Genomic DNA, 22,133 nt, shown 5'->3' with positions numbered 1-22,133 from the left:
TAATTATTTTTTAATGTATGATGATTTACCTTAAAAGAAGGCATAATTATCGTTATTAAAGGCTATATCATAGACAATAATAAAGTATTAAATCTCAAAAGCTGTATTTATTGTGTTTTAACATAAAAAATTCTAAATTATTTTTTATGCTAGAATATTGATGAAATATAGCGAATGATGTTAGGATAATGGTGTGAAATGTGTGGAATCTTTCGTATTTTATCCAAGAAAGTGATTTTTTATTTACGCTTTCATAAAAAAATATAATGAGATTCCGTATATCCTATCTTTTCAGAATGAAAATGTTTAGAAAAGGGAAGCAACTTTTATTGATTTGTCAAAGCATAAGGGGGAGAGAGCATGATTACATTACAACGTACACCGTTATTTGATGTATACGCGAAGTATGGTGGGAAAACAATCGACTTCGGTGGTTGGGAATTACCAGTTCAATTTTCAAGCATTAAAGAAGAACACGAAGCTGTACGTACAGCTGCAGGTTTGTTCGATGTGTCTCATATGGGAGAAGTTGAAGTAAAAGGTGTAGATAGTTTAGCATTTTTACAACGTGTTGTTACAAATGACGTATCTACCTTAAAGGTAGGGGGCGCACAATATACAGCTATGTGCTACGAAAATGGTGGTACAGTAGATGATTTATTAATCTACAAACGTGGTGAAGAAGACTATTTATTAGTAATCAATGCATCAAATATCGAGAAAGATTACGAATGGTTAGCAAGTCATGTAATTGGCGATGCGACAGTAGTCAATGTTTCTAGTGAAGTTGCACAGCTTGCAATTCAAGGACCAAAAGCAGAAGGCATTTTACAAAAAGTTGTGTCAGAAGATTTGAAAGAAATTAAGTTCTTTAAATTTAAAAACAATATTCTTGTAGATGGAATTCCAGCACTTGTATCTCGTACAGGTTACACAGGTGAAGATGGATTCGAAATTTACTGTAAGAGTGAAGATGCTGCAAAACTTTGGGAGAAACTTCTTGAAGTTGGAGCAGAAGAGGGCTTAAAAGCATGTGGTTTAGGTGCTCGTGATACACTTCGATTCGAAGCAACATTACCACTTTATGGACAAGAATTATCAAAAGATATTACACCGATTGAGGCTGGAATTGGCTTTGCGGTAAAAACAAATAAAGAAGCAGACTTCTTTGGAAAAGCAACGTTAAAAGAGCAAAAAGAAAACGGTGCGCCTCGTAAATTAGTCGGCATCGAAGTAATCGAACGTGGAATTCCTCGTACGCATTACCCTGTATTTATTGGTGAAGAAAAAATTGGGGAAGTAACAAGTGGTACACAATCTCCAACGTTAAAGAAAAGCATTGGTTTAGCACTAATTGATGTAAAATACGCAGCAGTTGATACAGAAGTAGAAATTGAAATTCGTAATAAACGCGTCAAAGCAGTAGTTGTTCCAACACCATTTTACAAACGTTCAAAGTAACGGGGAGAGGGGTAGATTTCATGTTGCATCGTTATCTTCCAATGACAGAAGAAGACAAAAAAGAAATGTTACAAACGATCGGCGTTCAAACGATCGATGAATTATTCTCTGATATTCCAGAGAGTGTTCGTTTTAAAGGGGATTTAAAAATTAAAGAAGCAAAATCAGAGCCAGAGCTTTTAAAAGAGCTATCTCAAATGGCTAGTAAAAATGCTAACTTAAAAGAATACGCTTCTTTCTTAGGAGCAGGCGTATACGATCATTATGCTCCAGTAATTGTAGATCATGTTATTTCTCGCTCAGAATTTTATACAGCTTATACACCATACCAACCGGAAATTTCACAAGGGGAATTACAAGCAATCTTTGAATTCCAAACAATGATTTGTGAATTAACAGGAATGGATGTAGCAAACTCTTCTATGTATGACGGGGGTACAGCTTTAGCTGAAGCGGCAATGTTAGCAGCTGGCCATACTCGCAAAAAGAAAATTCTTGTATCTAGCGCGGTTCATCCAGAATCAAGAGCAGTACTTGAAACGTATGCAAAAGGTCAAAATCTTGAAGTTGTTGAAATTAATCATAAAGATGGTGTAACAGATTTAGACGTATTACAAAGTGAAGTAGATGATACAGTTGCTTGTGTAATCGTTCAATATCCAAACTTCTTCGGACAAGTTGAAAAATTAGCTGATATTGAAAAAATCGTTCATCAACAAAAATCATTATTTATCGTTTCTTCAAATCCATTATCATTAGGCGCATTAACACCACCAGGGAAATTTGGTGCTGATATTGTAATCGGTGATGCACAACCATTCGGTATTCCAACGCAGTTTGGTGGACCGCACTGTGGTTACTTTGCAACAACGAAAGCATTTATGCGTAAAATTCCAGGACGTCTTGTTGGACAAACTGTAGATTCAGATGGTAAACGTGGATTTGTATTAACGTTACAAGCACGTGAACAGCATATTCGTCGTGATAAAGCGACATCTAACATTTGTTCAAACCAAGCGTTAAATGCATTAGCAGCTTCTGTTGCAATGACGGCACTTGGCAAACAAGGTGTGAAAGAAATGGCACGTCAAAACATTTCTAAAGCACAGTATGCAAAACGTCAATTTGAAGCGAAAGGCTTCACAGTAACATTTGCTGGACCATTCTTCAATGAGTTTGTTGTAGATTGCAAACGTCCAGTGAAAGAAGTAAACGATGCATTATTACAAAAGAATATTATCGGTGGTTACGATCTAGGCCGTGATTATAAAGAGCATGAAAACCATATGCTTGTAGCAGTAACTGAGCTTCGTACAAAAGAGGAAATTGACACACTTGTAAACGAAATGGGGGCTATCCAATGAAGAACCAAGACCAAGCACTTATCTTTGAAGTGAGTAAAGAAGGACGCATAGGATATAGCTTACCCAAATTAGATGTAGAAGAAGTGAAACTAGAAGATGTGTTTGAGAGCGATTATATTCGAGTAGAAGATGCAGAGCTACCAGAAGTATCTGAACTTGATATTATGCGCCACTATACAGCACTTTCAAACCGTAACCACGGTGTTGATTCTGGATTCTATCCACTTGGATCTTGTACGATGAAATATAATCCGAAAATTAATGAGAGTGTAGCTCGTTTCGCAGGATTTGCAAATATTCATCCACTGCAAGATGAAAAGACAGTACAAGGTGCAATGGAATTAATGTACGACTTACAAGAGCATTTAATTGAAATTACAGGTATGGATACTGTTACTTTACAACCAGCAGCTGGTGCACACGGAGAATGGACAGGTTTAATGTTAATTCGTGCATACCATGAAGCGAATGGTGACTTTAACCGTACGAAAGTAATTGTACCTGACTCTGCTCACGGAACGAACCCAGCATCTGCAACTGTAGCTGGTTTTGAAACAATTACAGTAAAATCAAATGAAAATGGCCTTGTTGACTTAGAAGACTTAAAACGTGTTGTAAACGAAGAAACAGCAGCACTTATGTTAACAAATCCTAATACATTAGGTCTATTCGAAGAAAATATTTTAGAAATGGCAGAAATCGTCCATAATGCAGGCGGTAAATTATACTATGATGGTGCAAACTTAAATGCGGTATTAAGCCAAGCACGCCCAGGAGATATGGGATTTGACGTTGTGCATTTAAACCTTCATAAAACATTTACAGGTCCTCACGGCGGTGGTGGCCCAGGTTCTGGTCCAGTAGGTGTGAAAGCTGATTTAATTCCGTACTTACCAAAACCGATTTTAGAGAAAACGGAAAGTGGTTATCACTTCAACTACGACCGCCCAGAAGCAATTGGTCGTGTGAAACCATTCTATGGTAACTTCGGAATTAACGTTCGTGCATACACGTATATTCGCTCTATGGGTCCAGATGGTTTGCGTGCAGTAACGGAGTATGCTGTATTAAATGCGAACTATATGATGAGAAGATTAGCGCCATTCTATGATCTTCCATTCGATAGACATTGTAAGCATGAATTTGTATTATCAGGTCGTCGTCAAAAGAAACTTGGTGTACGTACATTAGATATTGCAAAACGTCTGCTTGATTTTGGTTACCATCCACCAACAATTTACTTCCCATTAAATGTGGAAGAATGTATTATGATTGAGCCGACAGAAACAGAATCAAAAGAAACATTAGATGGTTTCATTGATAAGATGATTCAAATCGCTAAAGAAGTAGAAGAAAATCCAGAAGTTGTACAAGAAGCACCGCATACGACAGTCATTAAACGTTTAGACGAAACGATGGCTGCACGTAAACCAGTTTTACGTTATGCAAAGCCAGCTCCTGTACAAGTTTGATTAGAATAACAAAAGAAGAACTCGCTGAGGCGGGTTCTTTTTTTTGTATGGATAATTTGTCCCGCATTAACGGACAGTAAACTCCCAACTCAAAACTTAGCTGGTGCAAAGAAGCCAGGTGGGAGATAAACTGTCCGTAAATGCCCGATTGGTTCAACTAATAATCAGTGGGGATGAACAAAAATCCCCACTGATTAAAGTTTCACTTTATGCAGAAATAGTGAAGAAAATGTTAAAAAAATATATTTTTTGTTTCCTAATGGTGTAAAGGTGTAGTTTTATAGGTAGTTTTGTTGAAAAAGTCGGTTTGATAAAAGTATTTATTTTTGTTAGAATTTTATTGAAATTAAGAAGATGTGATGAGGCAAAGATTACTCATTTTTATGTATATGTGAAAAAACGAACAAGACGGGGGTGAAAGTGTGGGATATCGATGTTATAGAATGGTATACCATTTAGAAAATGGAGAAACAATTAAAGATGTAAAAGAATTTTGCTATCGAGACCAAGGAAAAGTGTTAGAAAGAGTAGCAAATCGTGTAATGGATAATAGAGAAGTGACGGCGATTGATAAACAAGGAACAATCATTTCAATAGCATGTGAGGACATTGTAAAGGTAGAACTTGATTACATAACAGAAAGTTAACCTTGAGTCATATCGAATTATTCGATAAAATAAACTGTTGAATGGTCAAGTGAGAAGAGAGGAGTTTATCATGGGTAGTACAAGACACTTTTATATGTTTATCTTAGCGTTTGTTCTTGTTGTCGCATTAACGATTTACTTAATCGTTGACAGCAGCTGGTACAACACGGTTCATCCGGCATTCCTTCTGTTTATGTATATAGGAATTGCAGTAGTAAGTTTCGGAATGAGAGACGAGATGTTAGATCGCTTTGAAAAGTGATACATATACGAAAGACCAACAGGAAAATGTTGGTCTTTTTTTCTTGCCAAAAATAGGATGATGTGTATATACTGTATATATAAGGTATATACAGTATATACACACACTGGAGGAAAACATGAATATTATTATTTCGAATTCTTCCCAAGACCCTATTTATGTGCAAATAAGAAAACAATTAAGCCAGCTTATTTTAAATGGTGGTTTAAAGGGTGGAGATCAATTACCGTCTATTCGTAGCTTAGCGAAGGAATTACAAATTAGTGTCATTACAACGAAGCGTGCATACGAGGAGCTTGAAAAAGAAGGATATATAGAAACTGTTGCTGGGAAGGGGACTTATGTTTCACGTAAAAATAATGAACTATTAAAAGAACAAAGGCTTCGCCTATTGGAAAGTAAAGCGGAAGAGATTGTGAATGAAAGTAAAGCGTTGCAGCTTTCACTTGAAGAATTACAGCAGATGATTGCGTTTTTATATAAGGGGGAATGAGAGAGATGTTAGAGTTAAAAAACGTTTGTAAAAGTTATGAAGGTTTCGCAGTGAAAAATATAAGTTTTACGTTACCACGCGGATATATTATGGGGTTTGTCGGACCGAATGGGGCCGGGAAAAGTACGACAATCAAAATGATTATGAATTTAATTAAAAAAGATAACGGAGATATAAAAATTTTTGGCAAGGACAATAAGAAAGCTGAAAAGGAAATAAAACAAAATATCGGCTTTGTATATGATGAAAATCATTATTACGAAGATTTAACGTGTGAACAAATGAAGCGTATTATTGCACCGTTATATAAAAAGTGGGACGAAGAGCAGTATCAATCGTATATACATAGATTGCAAGTTCCAAAGTATAAAAAAATTAAAGAGCTATCTAAAGGGATGAAAATGAAGTTTGCGATTGCCATCGCACTTTCGCACCACGCAGAGTTTATTATTATGGACGAACCGACAGCAGGGTTAGATCCAGTTGTTCGAAGTGAATTACTTGATATGTTGCAAGAAATTGTAATGGAAGATGAAGTATCCGTATTATTCTCAACGCACATTACAACAGATTTAGAGCGCATTGCAGATTATGTTACGTTCATCAATGATGGAGAAATTATATTTACTGGTGAAAAAGAAGACTTAATGGAGAACTACGTAATCGTAAAAGGAAGTAATGATTTATTAGACCGAGAAGGAAAAGAACTATTTGTTGGATTACGAAAAAATAAGTTTGGTTTTGAAGGTTTAGCGAAGGATAAACAAGCAATTATAGATTGGTTTGGGAATGAGGTTGTACTAGAAAAGCCTACATTAGACGATATTATCGTTTACACTGCGAAAGGGAGAGGTGCCTATGCGTCAGCTTGTATATAAAGATTTGTTCTTTTTTCGGGTAATGTGGTTAGTGAATTTTGTTATGCCTCTTTTGTTTTTTATGTTAGAGCCAAGTGGTGAATTTTTATTTCCGATGAGTTGTCTATTTATAATCCTCTCCTCCGTTATGACGTTAACCTTTATGGATGAAAGAAATAAAAGTGACATTATTATAAATAGTTTACCAGTAAGTCGAAAGGATATCATAATTGCTAGATATATTTCCTGTGCAATATTCATTGTTGGTACCATTCTCTCTACGATGTTAGTTGTTTTTCTTATAAGGGGTATTGTGGTTATTAGTGATATCGGTGTATATCATCCTAATCTATACATTGAAATTCCATGGTATGAAGTCATAAATGGAGCTGTTTATGCCACATTTTTTGTTGTCACGTTTTTCCCTAGTTATTATGGTACAAAATCGAAGGTAGTAAGAAGTATAGGATCAGCAGCATCAATAGGAGTGGGGATAATTCTTTGGATATTTATTAGTGATGGGCTGAATGAAACAACATCTTCATTCAGTGAGTGGATTATGAATCCAGTACATATTGGTGTATTTACAGTTGGAGGAATGATATTAGCTAGTGCCTATATCGCTTCTATGTTTCTTACAATTAAAATTTATGAAACGCGTGATTTATAGAGAGGAGAATTCATATGCAACAGTTGATTTTGAAGGAGTTTTTTTTACAGAAGAAGATGTTTCCTTTCTATTTTTTAATCCCTATTTTATCTATTTTTAAGAATTCCGTCGAACCAATGGGGATTGCAATAGGAGTATTTATAACATGTAGTACGATTATATATATTTCTTTTTATTATGACGAGAAAAGTAAAGCAGAAAAAGTGTTAGTGAGTTTGCCTATAACGAGAAAAGAGATAATTATAGCTAAATATATTTCAAGCACATTATTTATTATGGCTGGTTTGAGTGTAACTTTTATAGTCGTAATATTAGGAAATATTTTATTGAACAGAGATATAGTTATGCCTGGGTATGCAATATTTTCAGCAATAGTAGCAACTTTGATTTATTGTGCAGTAACGATACCGACTAATTACATTGGGGGATATAAAGTTATTACTGTCTTAAATTTGATTATGCTTTTTCCTTTAATGGGTATGATTGGTCTTATGTGCAATATTTTTGGTGATAAAACAATTATGTTAAAAGTACTCCACTCTCAAGAGGCTACACTAGCAATGGGTGTTCTTAGTATTGGAGTGTTAGTAAGTATATTCATATCAATGTTTCTCTCAATGAAAATGTTTCAGGAGGCAGAGTTATAGAAGGAGCATTTTCATATTAGGAGGGGTAATACATGATCAAGCAACTAATTTTAAAAGATTTCATTATTCAATGGAAATTTTTAATTTGGTACATACTGTATCCTGTTTTCTTTTATATGGCCTTAACAGATACGGAAAATCTGTTCATAATTATGTCAGTAATTATTACAATTGGGGCAACAGTAAAAACATTTGAAGCAGATAGTAAAAATGAGAGTGAAGTTATAGTAAATAGTTTACCAATATTGAGAAAACAAATTGTGTATGCGAAATATATAGTAGCAATTATTATTCTTTTTATAAGTGTAACGGTCGGTTGTTTCACGATGGGAATGAAGAGTGGGGTTAACTTATTTGAATTTATTGAAACGACAATGGTTGCTAGTATTAGCTTTATTTTATTGTATTTAAGTTTTGTTTTACCAATATCCTTTTGGCTAGGGTATAAGAAAACCATTTTCATTACGATAGTAATATTCATGGCACCGATAGTTGTTTTAGAAGCTTTGTTTCAAATTAACTTAGAACAAATTCAACTATACAACAGCTTGTTATTCATTAGTTCCATGTGCATGTTCATAGCATCTACCTTTGTTTCAGTAAAAATATATGAAAAAAGAGAATTTTAAAAGGTGCCTTAAAAAAGGCACCTTCTTCAATAACGACAATACGAGAGCAGTAGTTTATAAAAAGAAACGCTATTTGGCACATCTTTCGGAGTATGTAATATAAAGCTGAAAACGATGATGAGAATAAGAAATAGGAAAAATAAAAATAGGATTTGCTTATGTATAGAATTTTGCATATTATTCACTCCTTTTTTTAGGTAGTATGTCCAAAAGAAAGGAGTGTATGAAAAATGTTAGGAGGGGAGAATGATGAACAAAAGAAAATGGTTATATAGAATAGGAATATTTTTATTTTCAATCGGTCTCATATTAGCAAATGTTTACTCGGATATACCACCGTTATTTCCAAGTTTACATAAAAGGGTTGGTATAAGTATTGCCATAGTTGGTCTGTTTTGTCTTATCACATCTAACTTCTACAGAAAGTCTGAATGAATATAAAAAAGGACAGTTACTCTTTTTCAGAAGTACTGTCCTTTTTTAATAACTTATTCCATAGTTTGGCGATACTCCATATAATGACGATTGCAATGGAGGCGATAATGGACCAAACAATTGATATAATTTCAATTGTCATGTTAGGAAGGAATGTGAGAATGGATAATACTTTATGAAACAATGATTCTATTATATGAAAACTTATTTGTAATAGAATGACGATACCAAGTGTGATCCATGCTAATATTTTCTTTCCTTGTTCTTTCCACATGACATTCACCTCACGTTAGCTTAATAGTTTTAAGCCAACAGCGCCGCATAGAATACAGCTTAAGAAAGCAAGACGACGCCAATCCGCTGATTCTCGGAAAATGAGAATGCCTAGAAGTGCACTTCCAGCAGTTCCGATTCCAGTCCAAATTGCGTAAGCAGTTCCCATCGGTAATGTGTTCATCGCAAGAGATAAGAAGAAGAAGCTTACGCCGAAGTTAGCGATTAAAATAACTTTTGGTGCCCAGCCTTTCTTTTCAGTGGCTACTTTCATAAAGAGTACACCAATAATTTCACAAATACCAGCTAGAATTAAAAATACCCAAGCCATTTTATGCGGCCTCCTTCGCTTCTTTTTCTTCTGTTACTCGTTTTAAACCAATTACTCCGAAGAAGATTAAACCGATTAATAAAACTTTTACGATAGAGAAAGGTTCTCCGAAGATGAAAATCTCTGTAAGAACGATTCCACCAGCTCCGATTCCTGTAAAGACTGCGTATACAGTGCCGACAGGTAAATCTTTATAAGCTCTAAATAATAAGACGAAACTAATTGTAATTAATAGAGCAACACCAGCCCATTCAAGTGGTGCCTCTGCTTTTTTTAGTCCAATCACCCAAAATATTTCAATAATACCAGCGATGATTACATAAATCCATGCCATATGTCATTTCTCCTTCCTACCAGTCGTTAGGTAAAGGGCTTAAAAACGACGCATTGCAAAGGAGCAATCCGTCAGTTTGAAAGTCCGCGCCAAAATACTTTCCAAGAAGCGTCTAAACGTGTCTCAAAACGATTTAAACCTGCGTATAATAGTTCAACCATAAGACCGTCGAGTAAGCATAGAAAAGCCTCTAAGGCGTCTTTTACTTCAATGTTATGCAGCTCATCTTGTTCGCTTGCTCTTTTAAATACAGGGAATAAAAGTTTTCCGACGTTTTCAATGTGTACATTTGCTTTATTAATAATTTGTTCGCGAAATGCATCAGGCGGAAAATAAGAAGTTCGTAACCAAAACATTGATTCTTCACTTTCACCAAATCGTTTTGCATACCCTTTTAATAATTTTAAAAGCAATTCTTCAGTGGACGAATTGGAAAAGCTTTCGATATCGCCTGTGAAGCTCTGCAAATCTTTTTGAAGAGCAGATTCTAAGCATATGAAATATAGCTCTTCTTTTCCTTTAAAGTGTGCGTAAATCGATGGTTTTTTAATCCCAACTTCTTGAGCAATATTTGCCAATGAAGTTCCTTCATAGCCGTAGCGTGCGAAATGAGAAAGTGCTACAGCTTTAATGCGGTTTGCTGTCATTTTCATCCCCTACCTACCGTTCGTTAGGTTCATTATATGAGATGGGAAATATAAAGTCAATAGGTGAAGAGCTGAGAAAGAGCGTTATGAGTAACGCTCTTTTTAGACAGTCTCTCGCTCAATTAAATGGAATGAAAGTTCTTTTGCACTGCCGACAATTTGCTCGCTTTGGATCTGCTTATGGAATAAAGAAAAAGCATGTGAGCCCATTGCGAGACCGGGATGTTCAATTGTGGAAATTTCTAATGCCTTTGAAATTTCATGATTATCAAATCCAAGGATAGCAAGGTCTTCAGGTACTCGAATACCATGTTTTCGAGCCTCTGTTAATAAACCAGCTGCAACTTGATCGTTCGCTGTGAAAATAGCAGTTGGACGATTTTTCATATTTAAAATACGATGGAGTATTTGTGCTCCGTCCTGCATTGTATAGCATTGGTGGAAAATCCATTCAGGATGCAACGTTTTCCCTTCGTTACGAAGTGTATCGGCGAACGCTTTTTCGCGCTCCATGGAATTTACACTTGTTTTTCTTGCTAAACAAATTCCGATTTTTTCATGGCCTCTACTTAGTAAATAGGCAGTACCAAGACGGAAACCTTCATAATGATCTACGTAGATGGATGAAATGAGGGGATGCTTCATTTTTTCACATGAAATAATAGGGGCAAATTTTGCAAAAGGTTCGATTTGTTCCCAAGAGCTCGTTCGGGAGCAAATAATCATCCCATCAAATTGTTTCATTTTCATCATTTCAAGAACACGAATTTCTTCAATGCTATCGTAATTCGTTTGACATAAATTAATATGATACCCAGCTAATAACGCTTCGTTTCCGATTCCTTCAATAATCGTACTGAAGTAGGGGAGGTTAATGAAAGGAAGCATAACGCCAATTGTATATGTTTTCCCTCTTATTAAATGGACAGCATTTATATTTTTTGCGTAGTTTAATTCTTCAACAGCATCTAGAACACGCTTACGCTTTTCTTCTTTTACGTAAGGGTGATTATTCAGGACACGAGAAACAGTTGATATCGATACACCAGCAGTTTTAGCAATTTGTTTTATATTGGCCATATGTATCACCTCTTTCCCTTATTATAAAGGGAAAATAATAAGAAAGAAAAAATCTTGACCTGAAAAGCTTTTCACAAACTATGGTATTAATAAGACTTCTTTTTATTCGCGTAACCTTTTCACTTGGGCGTAAGAATGATAGGGGTCTTTTTTGTTTGCAAAAAGTGTTGTCAAAATGTGTGAGAATAACGTGGAAAGTTTTCAAAGGTGGAGTTTGGTGACGAAGCGAATATGAAGAGAATATCAACGCTTCGTTCGTTAAGAGAGCGGTATGAAAGGGCGGAAACAAATTGAAAAAAAGAATCATTTGTTTCGTGTTTTCTAGTTTCGTGCTTAGTTCGTGTTCGTTTCAGCAAACGATGCAAGAAGAAAAACACTTTGTGGGAACAACGGGAGGAGCTATGGATCGTGTTACAGATCCTATTCCGCTAAAGGAACTTCCAAAATATTTTCCGGTGAAGTTTAAAGTTCCAACGTTTTTACCGTACGACATTACAAGTGATGTGAAGGGGGAAGTAAGAACGCTTGGGAAAAAGAGCACTGTCTTAACGATTAAATATAAACAGAAAGAGCCAGGTAGAAATGAGTATATTGAGTTAAATGTCGCGAACTTTCCTTATAGTTTTCCGGATCTTGTGGAAGATAAGCGATTTCAAGAACAAATGAAACTGAATAATGGAACGTCTGCTTATTTTAAAAATAAAGATGATTATGAACGTGGTGACGAATTTGCTACGCTTATATGGAAAGAGAAAGGAATTGAATATCAACTGCTGTATCGGAATGTAGAAGAGAACGATGAAAAGGTAATCAAGCAGAATTTATTATACATTGCGAATAAGATGAAATGAAAAAACTAGCTGATTTATACAGCTAGTTTTTTGTATGTTATTATTTCTTTTTAATTTTGCCTGTCCAAGATTTAAATCCACCTTGTAATTGGTAGAAATCTTTGTAGCCTTGTTTTTTTAAGTATTGCGCTGCACGACCTGTACGGAATCCGCTTTGGCAATATAAGTAAACAGGTTGATCTTGACGAAGTTCTTTATGGCGAAGGCGAATTTGTGATAACGGAATGTTACGTGCACCTAAAATATGCCCTGCGTTATATTCGTCTGCTTCACGAATATCGATAAGCTGTGCTTTACGGTAGCCAGCGCGAAATTCTTCTTCTGTAAGAGTTTTAATTAATTTTTTCTGATAGAAGTACATCCATACAGTGTAGCCGATAAATGCTACGATTACGGCTAATAAAATAATCCAAGTTGTTGACACGATTCTATCGCTCCCTTTTTTCTTATCCTACTTTCAATATTATAATGCCCTTATGTATTTATGCAACAGATTCATTTGCATATAAGAAGAAATTTCGTATTCTTTCACAAATTTTGTCGAATTTGGTAGACTAGAGAATGTGAAAAATAATTGGTTATATGAGGTGCAGGATGGGAAAAGAAAAATGGTGTTATATTAACTCTGGTCAATGTTCACCGGCATTTAATATGGCGTTAGATGAATGTTTATTAAATTGGCAAAGTGAAAAGAAAATGCCACCAACAATTCGTTTTTATGAATGGGAAGTACCAACATTAACAGTTGGGTATTTTCAACGTGTTGAAAAAGATATTAATATGGATGTAGTTAACGAAAAGAAATATGGATTCGTTCGTCGTCAAACAGGCGGCAGGGGTGTACTACATGACAAAGAGTTAACGTATAGTGTTATTGTGTCTGAAGATCACCCGAATATGCCGAAAACAGTTACAGAAGCGTATCGTGTTATTTCGCAAGGTTTATTAGATGGTTTTAAGGCATTAGGGTTAGAAGCATATTATGCAGTTCCAAAAACAGAAGCAGATCGTGAAAATTTAAAAAATCCACGTTCCGGCGTATGTTTTGATGCACCATCTTGGTATGAAATTGTAGTGGAAGGACGAAAAATTGCTGGTAGTGCTCAAACACGTCAAAAAGGTGTTATTCTACAGCATGGATCGATTCCATTAGAAATTGATTTAGATGAACTATATGATCTATTTTTATTCCCAAATGAACGTGTGAAGGAACGCATGAAGAGTATGTTCTCTTCTAAAGCAGTAGCAATTAATGAATTAACAGACCGTACATTTACGATAGAACAGTTAATTAAAGCGTTTGAAGTTGGCTTTGAAAAAGGATTGGATGTAGAACTTGTTCCATATGAATTAACAGAAGAACAGTTACATGAAGTTCAAACGTTAGCGAAAGAAAAGTATGAAAGTAATGAGTGGAATTATAAAAAATAAGAGATGGCAATTGCCATCTCTTATTTTTTTATAGTAAATTAAGTACTTTTTCTACTTTGATTCCTTTATCTTGTAAAGAACGAAGGCGACTTACAACGTCCATAATTTCTTTGTCAAATGTAACGCTAATACCTTGGCTTTGTAGTTCTTCTTTTAAGCTTTCAATAGAATCATCTATGTCGATGCCAAGCTCGTAATCTTGACAAACTTCAATTGTCTTTTTCACGAGTTTAACATAATTTTCTTGTAGTTTTGAATTTGTTTCAGTCAAAGCAGGCTGCTTCGGTTTTGCAGGAGCAACCGGTGCTGTCTCTTGCTTTGTAACTGGAGTAGGGACCGCTTTTTTCACAGGCGCTGGAGTAACTAGTTCTACAGCTGCTTCTACGCTTACTGGCTTCGGTGTCGGTACCGGAGTAGGCTTAGGTGCCATAGCAGGTGTTTCCACACGCGTAACAGGCTTAGGAGCAGGTGTAATTGCTTTTGGAGCTTCTACAACTACTTCTTTTTTCGGTGCTGCTTCTACCTGTGTTTCTTCTTGCTCGGCAGCTTCTTTATTTTCTTTACTCCACATAACGCGTTCAATTTCTAGAGAAACATTGTTTTTGTTCATCGCTGTTAATGTAACTTTACCAACTTCAGCGTTTCCAGTGAAATCAACAATTTTATAAATAACACTCTTGTTCCAATCCACGTTTCCGCTCAAAAATAATTCTTCGTTACATTTCGGCGTTAAGCCCTCGATTTTAATTTCTGCGTTTACACCGTTTTCACTATATACCATAATTAGCGAAGCATTTACATCTTCGTCTGCTAACATTAGTTCACGTACCATTTTGCCGGTGCGTACTTGCGTTTTCTTCTTAACTGACATCTAATTTCTCCTCTCAAAAATTCAGTAATAATAAAAAAATCGTATAACGAAAAATAATTGCTCACGAAGATTTATGATACCGATAATAAAAGCATCACGTCAACAATTAACTTTAATTATTTTGCATTTTTCTTATTTTCTTTATGAAATTTTTCAATTTGTAAAATTAGACAGAAGAAAAAACAGCCTTTTGAAGGGCTGTTAAAAATTTGATTTTTTATATAGTAATTTATATAAAATAAAAAATAAGATAGCAATTAAAGCATTTTGCCAAAAGTTTAGATGATAAATGAGATAAGGTTGCTTTTGGAAATAAATATTTAAGAATACAGCGGAACAAAATGGAGTAGCAAATGCGAATCCAAATAGAATTCTTCTTTTCCAATTCATTTTCTGATTAAAGGAGTAACGCTTTAATAAATATAAAATAAATAGTATACCTAGTATAATTATTGAAACAGACAAAGTAGTTCCAAGGATGCTAAAAGGCGGACTTGATATTGTATTGTTTTTTTCAAAGAGAAACATAAAAAATGAAATAATTGCATTTATGCCAAACTGTATAGCAAGAAGTAAGCTAATAGAAAATCCAATTAAAGAGGCTTTTTCTAACTTTGTTTGAGTTGGTAAAGCTGATATAAGTTCATCGCAATAAGATTGTAAATTATCTCCAAAGATGTCATAAGCGTTTTTATTTTCTGCTTGTGCTTCGATGAGGTGATCTAATATTTCTAGTAACAGTTCTTCCATTTGTTGCTCGGGTACGTTTGATATTCGAAGATATACTAACATATCACCATAAGCAGCCTCGTTTTCGGAAGTTAGAAGCTCACGTTTTTTATTATTCAATTCAATCATGTCTTGTGCATTCATCCCTATCACTCCCCCTGTAATAAGTTATTTACCGTAGTTGAAACCATTCCCCAGCTTTGTTTAAATTCTTCAAGCTGCTCTAATCCTTTATCGGTTACGTGATAATATTTTCGTTTTGGACCGAGTGAGGAGGCTTTTAATGTTCCTTCAATCAATTTTTCTTTTTGCATACGTAATAATAACGGATAGATGCTTCCTTCGCTTACGAATGTAAAGCCATGTTTATTTAATTTTGTGCTCAGTTCATATCCGTACACTTCTTCTTGTGAAATGATGTATAGGATGCAACCTTCTAGTACACCTTTTAACATTTGGCTGTGCATGATTTCACCACCTTTTACTCAGGTAACTTGCGTTGCAAGGTAGCTGTTATCCGGATTATAACATTCAGTAACTTGCAACGCAAGTTACTGAAGTGGAAAACTTTAATGCGTGTTAATTTTTCAACGTTTCCCATACTAACGAGAGGGAGGGAAGCACATGAAACCATTTATGCCAAAACTCGTTTACTTTGAACCAAAGGCACTTGAATATCCGCTTGGAAAAGAGCTTTATGAGAAGTTTACGAAGATGGGATTAGAAATTCGTGAAACGACATCACATAATCAAATTAGAAATTTGCTAGGAGAAAATGATTTGCAAAAGTATCGTAATGCAAAGGCTACACTTGTCGTTGGAGTAAGGAAGACGCTAAAGTTTGATACGTCAAAACCGTCAGCTGAATATGCAATTCCGCTCGCAACAGGGTGTATGGGACATTGTCATTATTGCTATTTGCAAACAACACTTGGGAGTAAGCCTTACGTTCGTGTGTATGTCAATCTTGATGAAATATTTGAGAAGGCAAAGCAATATATGGATGAAAGGGCACCTGAAATAACAAGATTTGAAGCAGCGTGTACATCAGACATTGTTGGGATTGATCATTTAACACATGCATTAAAGCGGGCGATTGAATTCATTGGAGAAAGTGAATATGGGCGCTTACGTTTCGTGACGAAATATTCGCACGTTGATCATTTATTAGATGCAAAGCATAATGGGAAAACTCGTTTCAGGTTTAGTATAAATTCACGATATGTAATTAAAAATTTTGAACCAGGGACATCGCCATTTGAGGAGCGAATTGAGGCGGCACGTAAAGTAGCAGGTGCAGGTTATCCACTTGGTTTTATAGTCGCGCCACTTTATATGCATGAAGGATGGGAAGAAGGATATCGTGAACTATTTGAGCGACTGTACAATGCGCTGAAAGATATGACGATACCAAATTTAACGTTTGAATTAATTCAGCATCGTTTTACGAAACCAGCGAAAAAGGTTATTCAAGAGCGTTATCCAAATACGAAGCTTGAAATGGATGAAGAGAAGCGGAAGTATAAATGGGGACGATATGGCATCGGAAAATATGTATATAAAAAGGATGATGCAGCAGTATTGGAAGAAACGATAAGAGGTTATATAAATGAATTTTTTCCTAATGCAGAAATACAATATTTTACTTAAGGGGGGTCTGTATGCAAATACAGATTCTTTTTTGTTTTATATATTTAGGCTCGTTTTCAACTTGTCACGTTATTCTTTCTGGTGTATCATTTTATTGATTGCTTCGTACGGAATAAGCAAAATGAACTTGGATGGAGGAAACCGATGCCTACCCCTAGTATGGAAGATTATATTGAACAAATTTATTTGTTGATTGATGAAAAGGGTTACGCCCGCGTATCTGATATTGCTGAAGCGCTTAGTGTACATCCATCCTCTGTAACAAAAATGGTGCAAAAATTAGACAAAGATGAATATCTAATTTATGAAAAATATAGAGGGCTTGTATTAACAACAAAAGGTAAAAAAATCGGAGAACGTCTCGTATATCGTCATGACTTGCTAGAGCAATTTATGCGTATTATCGGTGTGGATGAAAGTAAAATTTACAATGATGTAGAAGGAATTGAACATCATTTAAGTTGGGAAGCGATTGATCGCATTGGTGATTTAGTGCAATACTTTGAACAAGATGCAGTCCGAGTGGAAACACTTCGCGGTGTTCAAAGAGCAAATGAAGAGAAAAGTAATTAAGGGGAACGTATGGCGTTTCCTTTTTTATTTCAATTCGAAAAGGATGGGAGAATTATGAAAGCAATTATTTTTGATTTTGATGGATTAATTGTGGACACAGAAACGATATGGTTTCACTCTTTCAGAGATGCTGTTCGTGAATACGGCGGGGAACTACCTTTAGAGGAATTTGCGAAATGCATTGGAACAACAGATGAGGTACTTTATACATATTTAAATGATCAATTAAAAGAGAAGTTTAACAAAAGTGTATTAAAAGAAAAAGTGGCAACTTTACATAAAGAGAAAATGAGAATACCAGAAGCTCGTGACGGGGTAAAAGAATATTTAGAAGAAGCGAAAGAAATGGGATTAAAAATTGCACTAGCTTCTAGTTCTTCTAGAGAATGGGTTATTCATTTTTTAGAAGAGCTACAAATTCGAGAATATTTTGAAGTAATTAAAACGAGAGAAGATGTTGAGAAGGTAAAACCAGATCCAGCTCTTTATCGAGTTGCAATAGAAGAATTAGGAATTAAGCCATCTGAAGCTGTTGTATTTGAAGACTCATTAAATGGATTGAGAGCAGCAGTTGCAGTGGGATTAACGTGCGTTGTGGTACCTAATGATGTGACACGGAATTTACCGTTTGAAAATCATCATCTTCGAATTGAAAGTATGAGAGAGAAAAGTTTAAAAGAAGTGCTTCAAAGTATAAAAAAAGACCGTATTTCCTAAAAGGAAGCACGGTCTTTCTTTTTGCTTTTTTTGCCTTCAATGACAGTTAAATGAGACTGTTTTCTTTTTCGTTTCAAAGTGGAAGAATTCCCTTTTTTACTTTTGTCATTAGAAGTATTTGACTTAAAGAAGGAATTGCCTAGGGGTGCTACATTTTGTTTCCCATGTTTGCGGTTCGATTGTTTTGCCGCACGCTTATATGAGCTTTGCGAATTTGCGGAACCACTGGAATTTGTAAACATCTTGTATAGCAAGTAAAAGATACCGACAACAAGTAACATGTACCCGATATTTCTTAATACACCCATGGGATTTGTAATAACAGATGAAACAAGGCCGAATATTGCCAATCCGATAATAAGCACAAATATAGCGAAAGTAAACGAACGACCGTTCATAAGGGACACCTCCTAAAAACATATATTGAAATTAGTATATTAACGATGAGGAAAGGAGTTGAACACCATTTTTAAATAATTATTGTTTGTTCTCTAAACGTAATAATTCTTCAAACGATGCAATTGCTACTTCCACTTGATCATCTGTTGGTTCTTTCGTTGTTAATAGTTGTAGCCATAATCCAGGATATCCAAGTACGCGTAATACGGGAATATCTCGTAATCGATTTGTAAATTGCAATACTTCAAAAGAAATACCAAGTACAACTGGAATTAATAAAATTCTGTTTATAACTCGTGCCCAAAGAGGATCTGTAGGGACTAGGAAATAAACGAACATTCCAATAATGACTGTAAATATAATAAAGCTACTGCCGCATCTATAATGGAGACGAGTTTGCTTTTGAACGTTTTCTACAGTCAGAGGAAGGTTATTCTCGTAAGCATTGATTACCTTATGCTCTGCACCGTGATACTGAAATACCCGCTTAATAAGTGGGGTTAAAGAAATAAAGTATATATAGCTCAATAATAGCATGAGCTTAATGACACTTTCGACAATGATTTGCCCAGTATGAGATGGGAAAATCGGTCTCGTTAATTCAGCTAATAGTGCAGGAACTGCTGTGAAAATGACTTTACCGAATATAAAAGATAAAACGCCAACAGCTGCAACTCCTAATACCATCGTTAATTTTGATTGTTCTTCTTTTTTATTTGCAATTTGTTCATCATCTTCTGGGTGGACGTCAAATCGTTCTGAAGCGAAGTTTAAATGCTTTGCTCCATTCGCACTTGCATCCACAATAGCGGCAATCCCTCGTAAAAATGGAATTTTTTTTAGGGTAGATAGTACTTTATTACGAACGCGTGGTAATCGATAAAATTCAATCGATTTATCTTTACGACGAACCGCTGTAACAGTATATTCTCTACCGCCAAACATAACTCCTTCTATGACCGCTTGCCCGCCATATATTTGTTTTGACTCTTCTGCCATGTTAACACCAACCTGTATTTGTTTCTCTCTTATGTAGAAAAAGAGGCAATTGTCATACTGGGTTCTGTCGTTTTGAAATAAGACAATCACCGAGTTTCCTTTATTTTATCGGCAAATACAAGTAGATGACAAGGGAAAATGTTATGAGAGTCGGACATTTCTTATTCTTTTTATAGACAAATTTCGCAGGATTTAAACATGCTTCAAAATAGTTTCGGGCATACTATTGAGCGGAGGTGTCGATGTGAGTCAAGAACAATTAGGAACAAGGAATTTTGTGCAGATTGGTTTGTTTGGTGGAATCTTTTGGGGCGGGATCTGGTATTTCCTTCATATATTTTCATTCACGGAGGCGGGACCGAATTATTTCCTTTTACCATTTGCGTTTGGAAGTTGGAAAGAGGGGGTATGGGGCAATGTGTTCGGAATAGTGTGTATGGGACTTCTTTCAATTTTGATCGCCTTTTTGTATAAAGCATTTTTTGCGAAGTTTGAAGGGATTATAGCGGGAATTATTTATGGGCTATTTTGGTGGGCACTACTGTTTTTGGGGATGGGTTTAATGGCTCCTGTTATTAAAAGTGCGCTCCATTTACCAAAAGAGACAATTGTGACGACAATATGTATTTTTATATTGTATGGTGTGTTTATAGCATATTCTGTTTCTTACGCAGTGAATAGCAATAAAGCAGAACACGAAGGGCAAGAGAAGACGAACTATTCAAATAAGTAACTCCTATGTTAAAATATTGTATAGATATTTAATATTAAGGAGTTTTAAGAATATGAAAAAGTTACTCCTCGTAAACGGTCCTAACCTAAATCGCCTCGGTGTTCGTGAGGTAAATGTATATGGAAAGGGCACGATAGCGACACTTGAAGCAGATATGAAGCAAGAAGCAGAAACAATGGGAGTGGAGTTAGAATGTTTCCAATCGAATCATGAAGGTGCCATTATCGACATTATTCATGAAGCGGAAGATATATATGAAGGGATCATTTTAAATCCGGGAGCATTTACGCATTATAGCTATGCGATTCGTGATGCCATTGCGAGCATTTCGATTCCTGTTATTGAAGTACATATTTCTAACATTCATCAGCGTGAATCGTTCCGTCATGAATCTGTGACGGCAGCTGTTTGTGCAGGTCAAATTGTAGGATTTGGTTTTTATGGCTATAAGTTAGCATTATTTGCATTAATGGAGAAATTGAGGGAGGCATAAAGTAATGGAGAAAATTGAAAGATTACGAAGTGCATTTGATGAGGCTGGCATTGACGGTATTTTGTTAACAAATGAACATAGTCGTAGATATATGGCTAACTTCACAGGAACAGCAGGCGTTGTTCTTATTTCAAAAGATCGTGCTCAATTTATTACAGATTTCCGTTACGTCGAGCAGGCAAGTAAACAAGCGGTTGGATATGAGGTTGTACAGCACGCAGGATTGATCATTGATGAAGTGGCAAAGCAAGTGAAAGAGCTTGGAATTCAAAAACTTGGTTTTGAGCAAGATACTCTTACATATAGTTCTTATTCAGTGCATAAGGAAGCGATTGATGCTGAATTTATCCCGACTTCTGGACTTGTAGAAAAGTTACGCTTGATAAAGACTGATTCAGAGATTAAGATATTAAAGGAAGCTGCACAGATTGCAGATGCTGCCTTTGAGCATATTCTATCATTCATTCGCCCGGGAGTATCTGAAATTGAAGTGTCAAATGAACTTGAATTTTTCATGAGAAAACAAGGAGCAACATCTTCTTCGTTTGATATTATCGTTGCTTCAGGTCTTCGTTCGGCATTACCGCACGGCGTGGCATCTGAAAAAGTGATAGAAACAGGAGATTTCGTTACATTAGACTTCGGCGCTTATTACAAAGGATATTGTTCTGATATTACTCGTACGATTGCAGTCGGTGAACCATCTGATAAATTAAAAGAAATTTATAATATCGTTTTAGAAGCACAACTACGTGGTGTGAACGGTATTAAAGCTGGTTTAACAGGTCGCGAGGCTGATGCGCTAACGCGTGACTACATAACGGAAAAAGGATATGGTGAATACTTTGGACACTCTACTGGTCATGGAATAGGTCTTGAAATCCATGAAGCACCAGGTTTAGCGTTCCGTTCTGATACAGTACTTGAACCAGGTATGGCTGTAACAGTAGAGCCAGGTATTTATATTCCAGGTATTGGCGGCGTACGTATTGAAGATGATATCATTGTGACAAGTGAAGGTAATGAAGTAATTACGAAATCACCAAAAGAACTTATTATTTTGTAATACACAGGAGGATTTTTTT

30 protein-coding genes are annotated in these 22,133 nt (G+C 35.6%); 19 read left to right on the top strand and 11 right to left on the bottom strand.

What is annotated here, in order from left to right; translation table 11 throughout:
- Positions 1 to 360 precede the first annotated feature (360 nt).
- The 11 genes from gcvT (at position 361) to ACTFSL_RS12535 (ending at position 8,937) form a co-directional block, all read left to right on the top strand.
- Positions 361 to 1,461 (top strand): glycine cleavage system aminomethyltransferase GcvT, encoded by a 1,101-nt coding sequence (gcvT, locus tag ACTFSL_RS12585; RefSeq protein ID WP_000631776.1) that lies wholly within the window; start codon positions 361 to 363, stop codon positions 1,459 to 1,461.
- A 20-nt stretch (positions 1,462 to 1,481) separates the two neighbouring features.
- On the top strand, positions 1,482 to 2,825 hold the full coding sequence (gcvPA, locus tag ACTFSL_RS12580; protein ID WP_000903240.1) for an aminomethyl-transferring glycine dehydrogenase subunit 1: 1,344 nt from the start codon (positions 1,482 to 1,484) through the stop codon (positions 2,823 to 2,825).
- Positions 2,822 to 4,297 (top strand): aminomethyl-transferring glycine dehydrogenase subunit 2, encoded by a 1,476-nt coding sequence (gene gcvPB / locus ACTFSL_RS12575; RefSeq protein WP_000795703.1) that lies wholly within the window; start codon positions 2,822 to 2,824, stop codon positions 4,295 to 4,297. Before gcvPA ends, gcvPB begins: the two co-directional genes overlap by 4 nt.
- A 443-nt stretch (positions 4,298 to 4,740) precedes the next feature.
- Positions 4,741 to 4,944, top strand: coding sequence for a DUF3929 family protein (locus ACTFSL_RS12570; protein WP_000262496.1), 204 nt, complete (start codon positions 4,741 to 4,743; stop codon positions 4,942 to 4,944).
- Positions 4,945 to 5,014: 70 nt separating this feature from the next.
- The gene (locus ACTFSL_RS12565; protein WP_000535933.1) at positions 5,015 to 5,206 is read left to right on the top strand and encodes a hypothetical protein; all 192 of its coding nucleotides are present in this window, start codon (positions 5,015 to 5,017) and stop codon (positions 5,204 to 5,206) included.
- Between the two features lie 118 nt (positions 5,207 to 5,324).
- Positions 5,325 to 5,699 carry a GntR family transcriptional regulator gene (locus ACTFSL_RS12560; protein WP_001021353.1) on the top strand — a complete coding sequence of 125 codons (375 nt, stop codon included), beginning with the start codon at positions 5,325 to 5,327 and terminating at the stop codon, positions 5,697 to 5,699.
- Between the two features lie 5 nt (positions 5,700 to 5,704).
- Positions 5,705 to 6,577 carry an ABC transporter ATP-binding protein gene (locus ACTFSL_RS12555; RefSeq protein WP_440041809.1) on the top strand — a complete coding sequence of 291 codons (873 nt, stop codon included), beginning with the start codon at positions 5,705 to 5,707 and terminating at the stop codon, positions 6,575 to 6,577.
- On the top strand, positions 6,558 to 7,226 hold the full coding sequence (locus tag ACTFSL_RS12550; RefSeq protein WP_440041807.1) for an ABC-2 transporter permease: 669 nt from the start codon (positions 6,558 to 6,560) through the stop codon (positions 7,224 to 7,226). Before ACTFSL_RS12555 ends, ACTFSL_RS12550 begins: the two co-directional genes overlap by 20 nt.
- Before the next feature lie 14 nt (positions 7,227 to 7,240).
- Positions 7,241 to 7,873, top strand: coding sequence for an ABC-2 transporter permease (locus tag ACTFSL_RS12545; RefSeq protein WP_063245999.1), 633 nt, complete (start codon positions 7,241 to 7,243; stop codon positions 7,871 to 7,873).
- Positions 7,874 to 7,908: 35 nt separating this feature from the next.
- Positions 7,909 to 8,502 (top strand): ABC-2 transporter permease, encoded by a 594-nt coding sequence (locus ACTFSL_RS12540; RefSeq protein ID WP_080016442.1) that lies wholly within the window; start codon positions 7,909 to 7,911, stop codon positions 8,500 to 8,502.
- A gap of 246 nt (positions 8,503 to 8,748) precedes the next feature.
- A complete protein-coding gene (locus ACTFSL_RS12535; RefSeq protein ID WP_002164431.1) occupies positions 8,749 to 8,937 on the top strand; it encodes a hypothetical protein in 189 nt (62 codons plus the stop codon).
- A 16-nt stretch (positions 8,938 to 8,953) separates the two neighbouring features.
- Here ACTFSL_RS12535 and ACTFSL_RS12530 read toward each other — a convergent pair whose 3' ends face one another.
- From ACTFSL_RS12530 to ACTFSL_RS12510, 5 genes are all read right to left on the bottom strand, one after another.
- The gene (locus ACTFSL_RS12530) at positions 8,954 to 9,211 is read right to left on the bottom strand and encodes a DUF3975 family protein (RefSeq protein ID WP_326263159.1); all 258 of its coding nucleotides are present in this window, start codon (positions 9,209 to 9,211) and stop codon (positions 8,954 to 8,956) included.
- Positions 9,212 to 9,226: 15 nt separating this feature from the next.
- Positions 9,227 to 9,541 (bottom strand): DMT family transporter, encoded by a 315-nt coding sequence (locus tag ACTFSL_RS12525; RefSeq protein WP_000312623.1) that lies wholly within the window; start codon positions 9,539 to 9,541, stop codon positions 9,227 to 9,229.
- A gap of 1 nt (position 9,542) precedes the next feature.
- On the bottom strand, positions 9,543 to 9,875 hold the full coding sequence (locus ACTFSL_RS12520) for a DMT family transporter (RefSeq protein WP_000312339.1): 333 nt from the start codon (positions 9,873 to 9,875) through the stop codon (positions 9,543 to 9,545).
- 71 nt (positions 9,876 to 9,946) lie between these two features.
- Complete coding sequence (locus ACTFSL_RS12515) at positions 9,947 to 10,528, bottom strand: TetR/AcrR family transcriptional regulator (RefSeq protein ID WP_002005730.1); 582 nt, start codon at positions 10,526 to 10,528, stop codon at positions 9,947 to 9,949.
- Between the two features lie 96 nt (positions 10,529 to 10,624).
- Positions 10,625 to 11,602: a LacI family DNA-binding transcriptional regulator gene (locus ACTFSL_RS12510; RefSeq protein WP_001273985.1), complete on the bottom strand. Its 978-nt coding sequence runs from the start codon at positions 11,600 to 11,602 to the stop codon at positions 10,625 to 10,627.
- Between the two features lie 314 nt (positions 11,603 to 11,916).
- Between ACTFSL_RS12510 and ACTFSL_RS12505 the strand changes: the two genes are divergently transcribed.
- Positions 11,917 to 12,453: a DNA polymerase III subunit delta gene (locus tag ACTFSL_RS12505; RefSeq protein WP_440041844.1), complete on the top strand. Its 537-nt coding sequence runs from the start codon at positions 11,917 to 11,919 to the stop codon at positions 12,451 to 12,453.
- 40 nt (positions 12,454 to 12,493) lie between these two features.
- Here the strand turns inward: ACTFSL_RS12505 and ACTFSL_RS12500 are convergent, their stop codons facing one another.
- Positions 12,494 to 12,877: a rhodanese-like domain-containing protein gene (locus tag ACTFSL_RS12500; RefSeq protein ID WP_000108653.1), complete on the bottom strand. Its 384-nt coding sequence runs from the start codon at positions 12,875 to 12,877 to the stop codon at positions 12,494 to 12,496.
- A gap of 170 nt (positions 12,878 to 13,047) precedes the next feature.
- Here ACTFSL_RS12500 and ACTFSL_RS12495 point away from each other — a divergent pair, with 170 nt between their 5' ends.
- Entirely contained in the window at positions 13,048 to 13,884 is an 837-nt protein-coding gene (locus tag ACTFSL_RS12495; protein WP_000514081.1) for a lipoate--protein ligase family protein, read from the top strand.
- Positions 13,885 to 13,912: 28 nt separating this feature from the next.
- On the opposite strand, the gene ACTFSL_RS12490 is transcribed toward ACTFSL_RS12495, so the two are convergent.
- The 3 genes from ACTFSL_RS12490 to ACTFSL_RS12480 all read right to left on the bottom strand — a co-directional run bounded on the left by ACTFSL_RS12490 (position 13,913) and on the right by ACTFSL_RS12480 (position 15,951).
- The gene (locus ACTFSL_RS12490; protein ID WP_000111900.1) at positions 13,913 to 14,755 is read right to left on the bottom strand and encodes a hypothetical protein; all 843 of its coding nucleotides are present in this window, start codon (positions 14,753 to 14,755) and stop codon (positions 13,913 to 13,915) included.
- A 201-nt stretch (positions 14,756 to 14,956) separates the two neighbouring features.
- Entirely contained in the window at positions 14,957 to 15,628 is a 672-nt protein-coding gene (locus ACTFSL_RS12485; RefSeq protein ID WP_440041805.1) for a DUF1129 family protein, read from the bottom strand.
- A 5-nt stretch (positions 15,629 to 15,633) separates the two neighbouring features.
- A complete protein-coding gene (locus ACTFSL_RS12480; protein WP_000556083.1) occupies positions 15,634 to 15,951 on the bottom strand; it encodes a PadR family transcriptional regulator in 318 nt (105 codons plus the stop codon).
- Positions 15,952 to 16,108: 157 nt separating this feature from the next.
- On the opposite strand from ACTFSL_RS12480, the gene splB reads away from it, so the two are divergent.
- From splB to ACTFSL_RS12465, 3 genes are all read left to right on the top strand, one after another.
- Complete coding sequence (splB, locus tag ACTFSL_RS12475) at positions 16,109 to 17,134, top strand: spore photoproduct lyase (RefSeq protein ID WP_440041804.1); 1,026 nt, start codon at positions 16,109 to 16,111, stop codon at positions 17,132 to 17,134.
- A gap of 144 nt (positions 17,135 to 17,278) precedes the next feature.
- Entirely contained in the window at positions 17,279 to 17,707 is a 429-nt protein-coding gene (mntR, locus tag ACTFSL_RS12470; protein WP_001143084.1) for a transcriptional regulator MntR, read from the top strand.
- A 54-nt stretch (positions 17,708 to 17,761) separates the two neighbouring features.
- Positions 17,762 to 18,424, top strand: coding sequence for an HAD family hydrolase (locus ACTFSL_RS12465; RefSeq protein ID WP_440041803.1), 663 nt, complete (start codon positions 17,762 to 17,764; stop codon positions 18,422 to 18,424).
- Here the strand turns inward: ACTFSL_RS12465 and ACTFSL_RS12460 are convergent.
- Together ACTFSL_RS12460 and ACTFSL_RS12455 are read right to left on the bottom strand one after the other, a co-directional pair.
- A complete protein-coding gene (locus ACTFSL_RS12460) occupies positions 18,421 to 18,822 on the bottom strand; it encodes an SA1362 family protein (RefSeq protein ID WP_001014463.1) in 402 nt (133 codons plus the stop codon). The genes ACTFSL_RS12465 and ACTFSL_RS12460 overlap by 4 nt on opposite strands.
- A gap of 79 nt (positions 18,823 to 18,901) precedes the next feature.
- On the bottom strand, positions 18,902 to 19,822 hold the full coding sequence (locus ACTFSL_RS12455) for a DUF1385 domain-containing protein (protein WP_000807121.1): 921 nt from the start codon (positions 19,820 to 19,822) through the stop codon (positions 18,902 to 18,904).
- Between the two features lie 244 nt (positions 19,823 to 20,066).
- Here ACTFSL_RS12455 and ACTFSL_RS12450 point away from each other — a divergent pair, with 244 nt between their 5' ends.
- From ACTFSL_RS12450 to pepQ, 3 genes are read left to right on the top strand one after another with little or no spacing between them, the layout of a single operon-like run.
- Positions 20,067 to 20,555 carry a YqhR family membrane protein gene (locus ACTFSL_RS12450; RefSeq protein ID WP_135277421.1) on the top strand — a complete coding sequence of 163 codons (489 nt, stop codon included), beginning with the start codon at positions 20,067 to 20,069 and terminating at the stop codon, positions 20,553 to 20,555.
- 52 nt (positions 20,556 to 20,607) lie between these two features.
- On the top strand, positions 20,608 to 21,048 hold the full coding sequence (gene aroQ / locus ACTFSL_RS12445) for a type II 3-dehydroquinate dehydratase (protein WP_135277419.1): 441 nt from the start codon (positions 20,608 to 20,610) through the stop codon (positions 21,046 to 21,048).
- 4 nt (positions 21,049 to 21,052) lie between these two features.
- Complete coding sequence (gene pepQ, locus ACTFSL_RS12440) at positions 21,053 to 22,114, top strand: Xaa-Pro dipeptidase (protein WP_000411040.1); 1,062 nt, start codon at positions 21,053 to 21,055, stop codon at positions 22,112 to 22,114.
- Positions 22,115 to 22,133: the final 19 nt, after the last annotated feature.

Origin of the sequence: Bacillus cereus group sp. MYBK108-1 (assembly GCF_051917185.1) — a bacterium.
In the GTDB taxonomy this organism is placed as follows: Bacteria; Bacillota; Bacilli; order Bacillales; family Bacillaceae_G; genus Bacillus_A; species Bacillus_A cereus.
This window is presented reverse-complemented; position numbering and strand designations above follow the sequence as displayed.

Bases quoted from the DNA above. Each gene is read 5' to 3' on its own strand.
- gcvT (WP_000631776.1), top strand. From the start codon at position 361: ATGATTACATTACAACGTACACCGTTATTTGATGTATACGCGAAGTAT.
- gcvPA (WP_000903240.1), top strand. From the start codon at position 1,482: ATGTTGCATCGTTATCTTCCAATGACAGAAGAAGACAAAAAAGAAATG.
- gcvPB (WP_000795703.1), top strand. From the start codon at position 2,822: ATGAAGAACCAAGACCAAGCACTTATCTTTGAAGTGAGTAAAGAAGGA.
- ACTFSL_RS12570 (WP_000262496.1), top strand. From the start codon at position 4,741: ATGGTATACCATTTAGAAAATGGAGAAACAATTAAAGATGTAAAAGAA.
- ACTFSL_RS12565 (WP_000535933.1), top strand. From the start codon at position 5,015: ATGGGTAGTACAAGACACTTTTATATGTTTATCTTAGCGTTTGTTCTT.
- ACTFSL_RS12560 (WP_001021353.1), top strand. From the start codon at position 5,325: ATGAATATTATTATTTCGAATTCTTCCCAAGACCCTATTTATGTGCAA.
- ACTFSL_RS12555 (WP_440041809.1), top strand. From the start codon at position 5,705: ATGTTAGAGTTAAAAAACGTTTGTAAAAGTTATGAAGGTTTCGCAGTG.
- ACTFSL_RS12550 (WP_440041807.1), top strand. From the start codon at position 6,558: ATGCGTCAGCTTGTATATAAAGATTTGTTCTTTTTTCGGGTAATGTGG.
- ACTFSL_RS12545 (WP_063245999.1), top strand. From the start codon at position 7,241: ATGCAACAGTTGATTTTGAAGGAGTTTTTTTTACAGAAGAAGATGTTT.
- ACTFSL_RS12535 (WP_002164431.1), top strand. From the start codon at position 8,749: ATGATGAACAAAAGAAAATGGTTATATAGAATAGGAATATTTTTATTT.
- ACTFSL_RS12530 (WP_326263159.1), bottom strand. From the start codon at position 9,211: ATGTGGAAAGAACAAGGAAAGAAAATATTAGCATGGATCACACTTGGT.
- ACTFSL_RS12525 (WP_000312623.1), bottom strand. From the start codon at position 9,541: ATGGCTTGGGTATTTTTAATTCTAGCTGGTATTTGTGAAATTATTGGT.
- ACTFSL_RS12520 (WP_000312339.1), bottom strand. From the start codon at position 9,875: ATGGCATGGATTTATGTAATCATCGCTGGTATTATTGAAATATTTTGG.
- ACTFSL_RS12515 (WP_002005730.1), bottom strand. From the start codon at position 10,528: ATGAAAATGACAGCAAACCGCATTAAAGCTGTAGCACTTTCTCATTTC.
- ACTFSL_RS12510 (WP_001273985.1), bottom strand. From the start codon at position 11,602: ATGGCCAATATAAAACAAATTGCTAAAACTGCTGGTGTATCGATATCA.
- ACTFSL_RS12495 (WP_000514081.1), top strand. From the start codon at position 13,048: ATGGGAAAAGAAAAATGGTGTTATATTAACTCTGGTCAATGTTCACCG.
- ACTFSL_RS12490 (WP_000111900.1), bottom strand. From the start codon at position 14,755: ATGTCAGTTAAGAAGAAAACGCAAGTACGCACCGGCAAAATGGTACGT.
- ACTFSL_RS12485 (WP_440041805.1), bottom strand. From the start codon at position 15,628: ATGAATGCACAAGACATGATTGAATTGAATAATAAAAAACGTGAGCTT.
- ACTFSL_RS12480 (WP_000556083.1), bottom strand. From the start codon at position 15,951: ATGCACAGCCAAATGTTAAAAGGTGTACTAGAAGGTTGCATCCTATAC.
- splB (WP_440041804.1), top strand. From the start codon at position 16,109: ATGAAACCATTTATGCCAAAACTCGTTTACTTTGAACCAAAGGCACTT.
- mntR (WP_001143084.1), top strand. From the start codon at position 17,279: ATGCCTACCCCTAGTATGGAAGATTATATTGAACAAATTTATTTGTTG.
- ACTFSL_RS12465 (WP_440041803.1), top strand. From the start codon at position 17,762: ATGAAAGCAATTATTTTTGATTTTGATGGATTAATTGTGGACACAGAA.
- ACTFSL_RS12460 (WP_001014463.1), bottom strand. From the start codon at position 18,822: ATGAACGGTCGTTCGTTTACTTTCGCTATATTTGTGCTTATTATCGGA.
- ACTFSL_RS12455 (WP_000807121.1), bottom strand. From the start codon at position 19,822: ATGGCAGAAGAGTCAAAACAAATATATGGCGGGCAAGCGGTCATAGAA.
- aroQ (WP_135277419.1), top strand. From the start codon at position 20,608: ATGAAAAAGTTACTCCTCGTAAACGGTCCTAACCTAAATCGCCTCGGT.
- pepQ (WP_000411040.1), top strand. From the start codon at position 21,053: ATGGAGAAAATTGAAAGATTACGAAGTGCATTTGATGAGGCTGGCATT.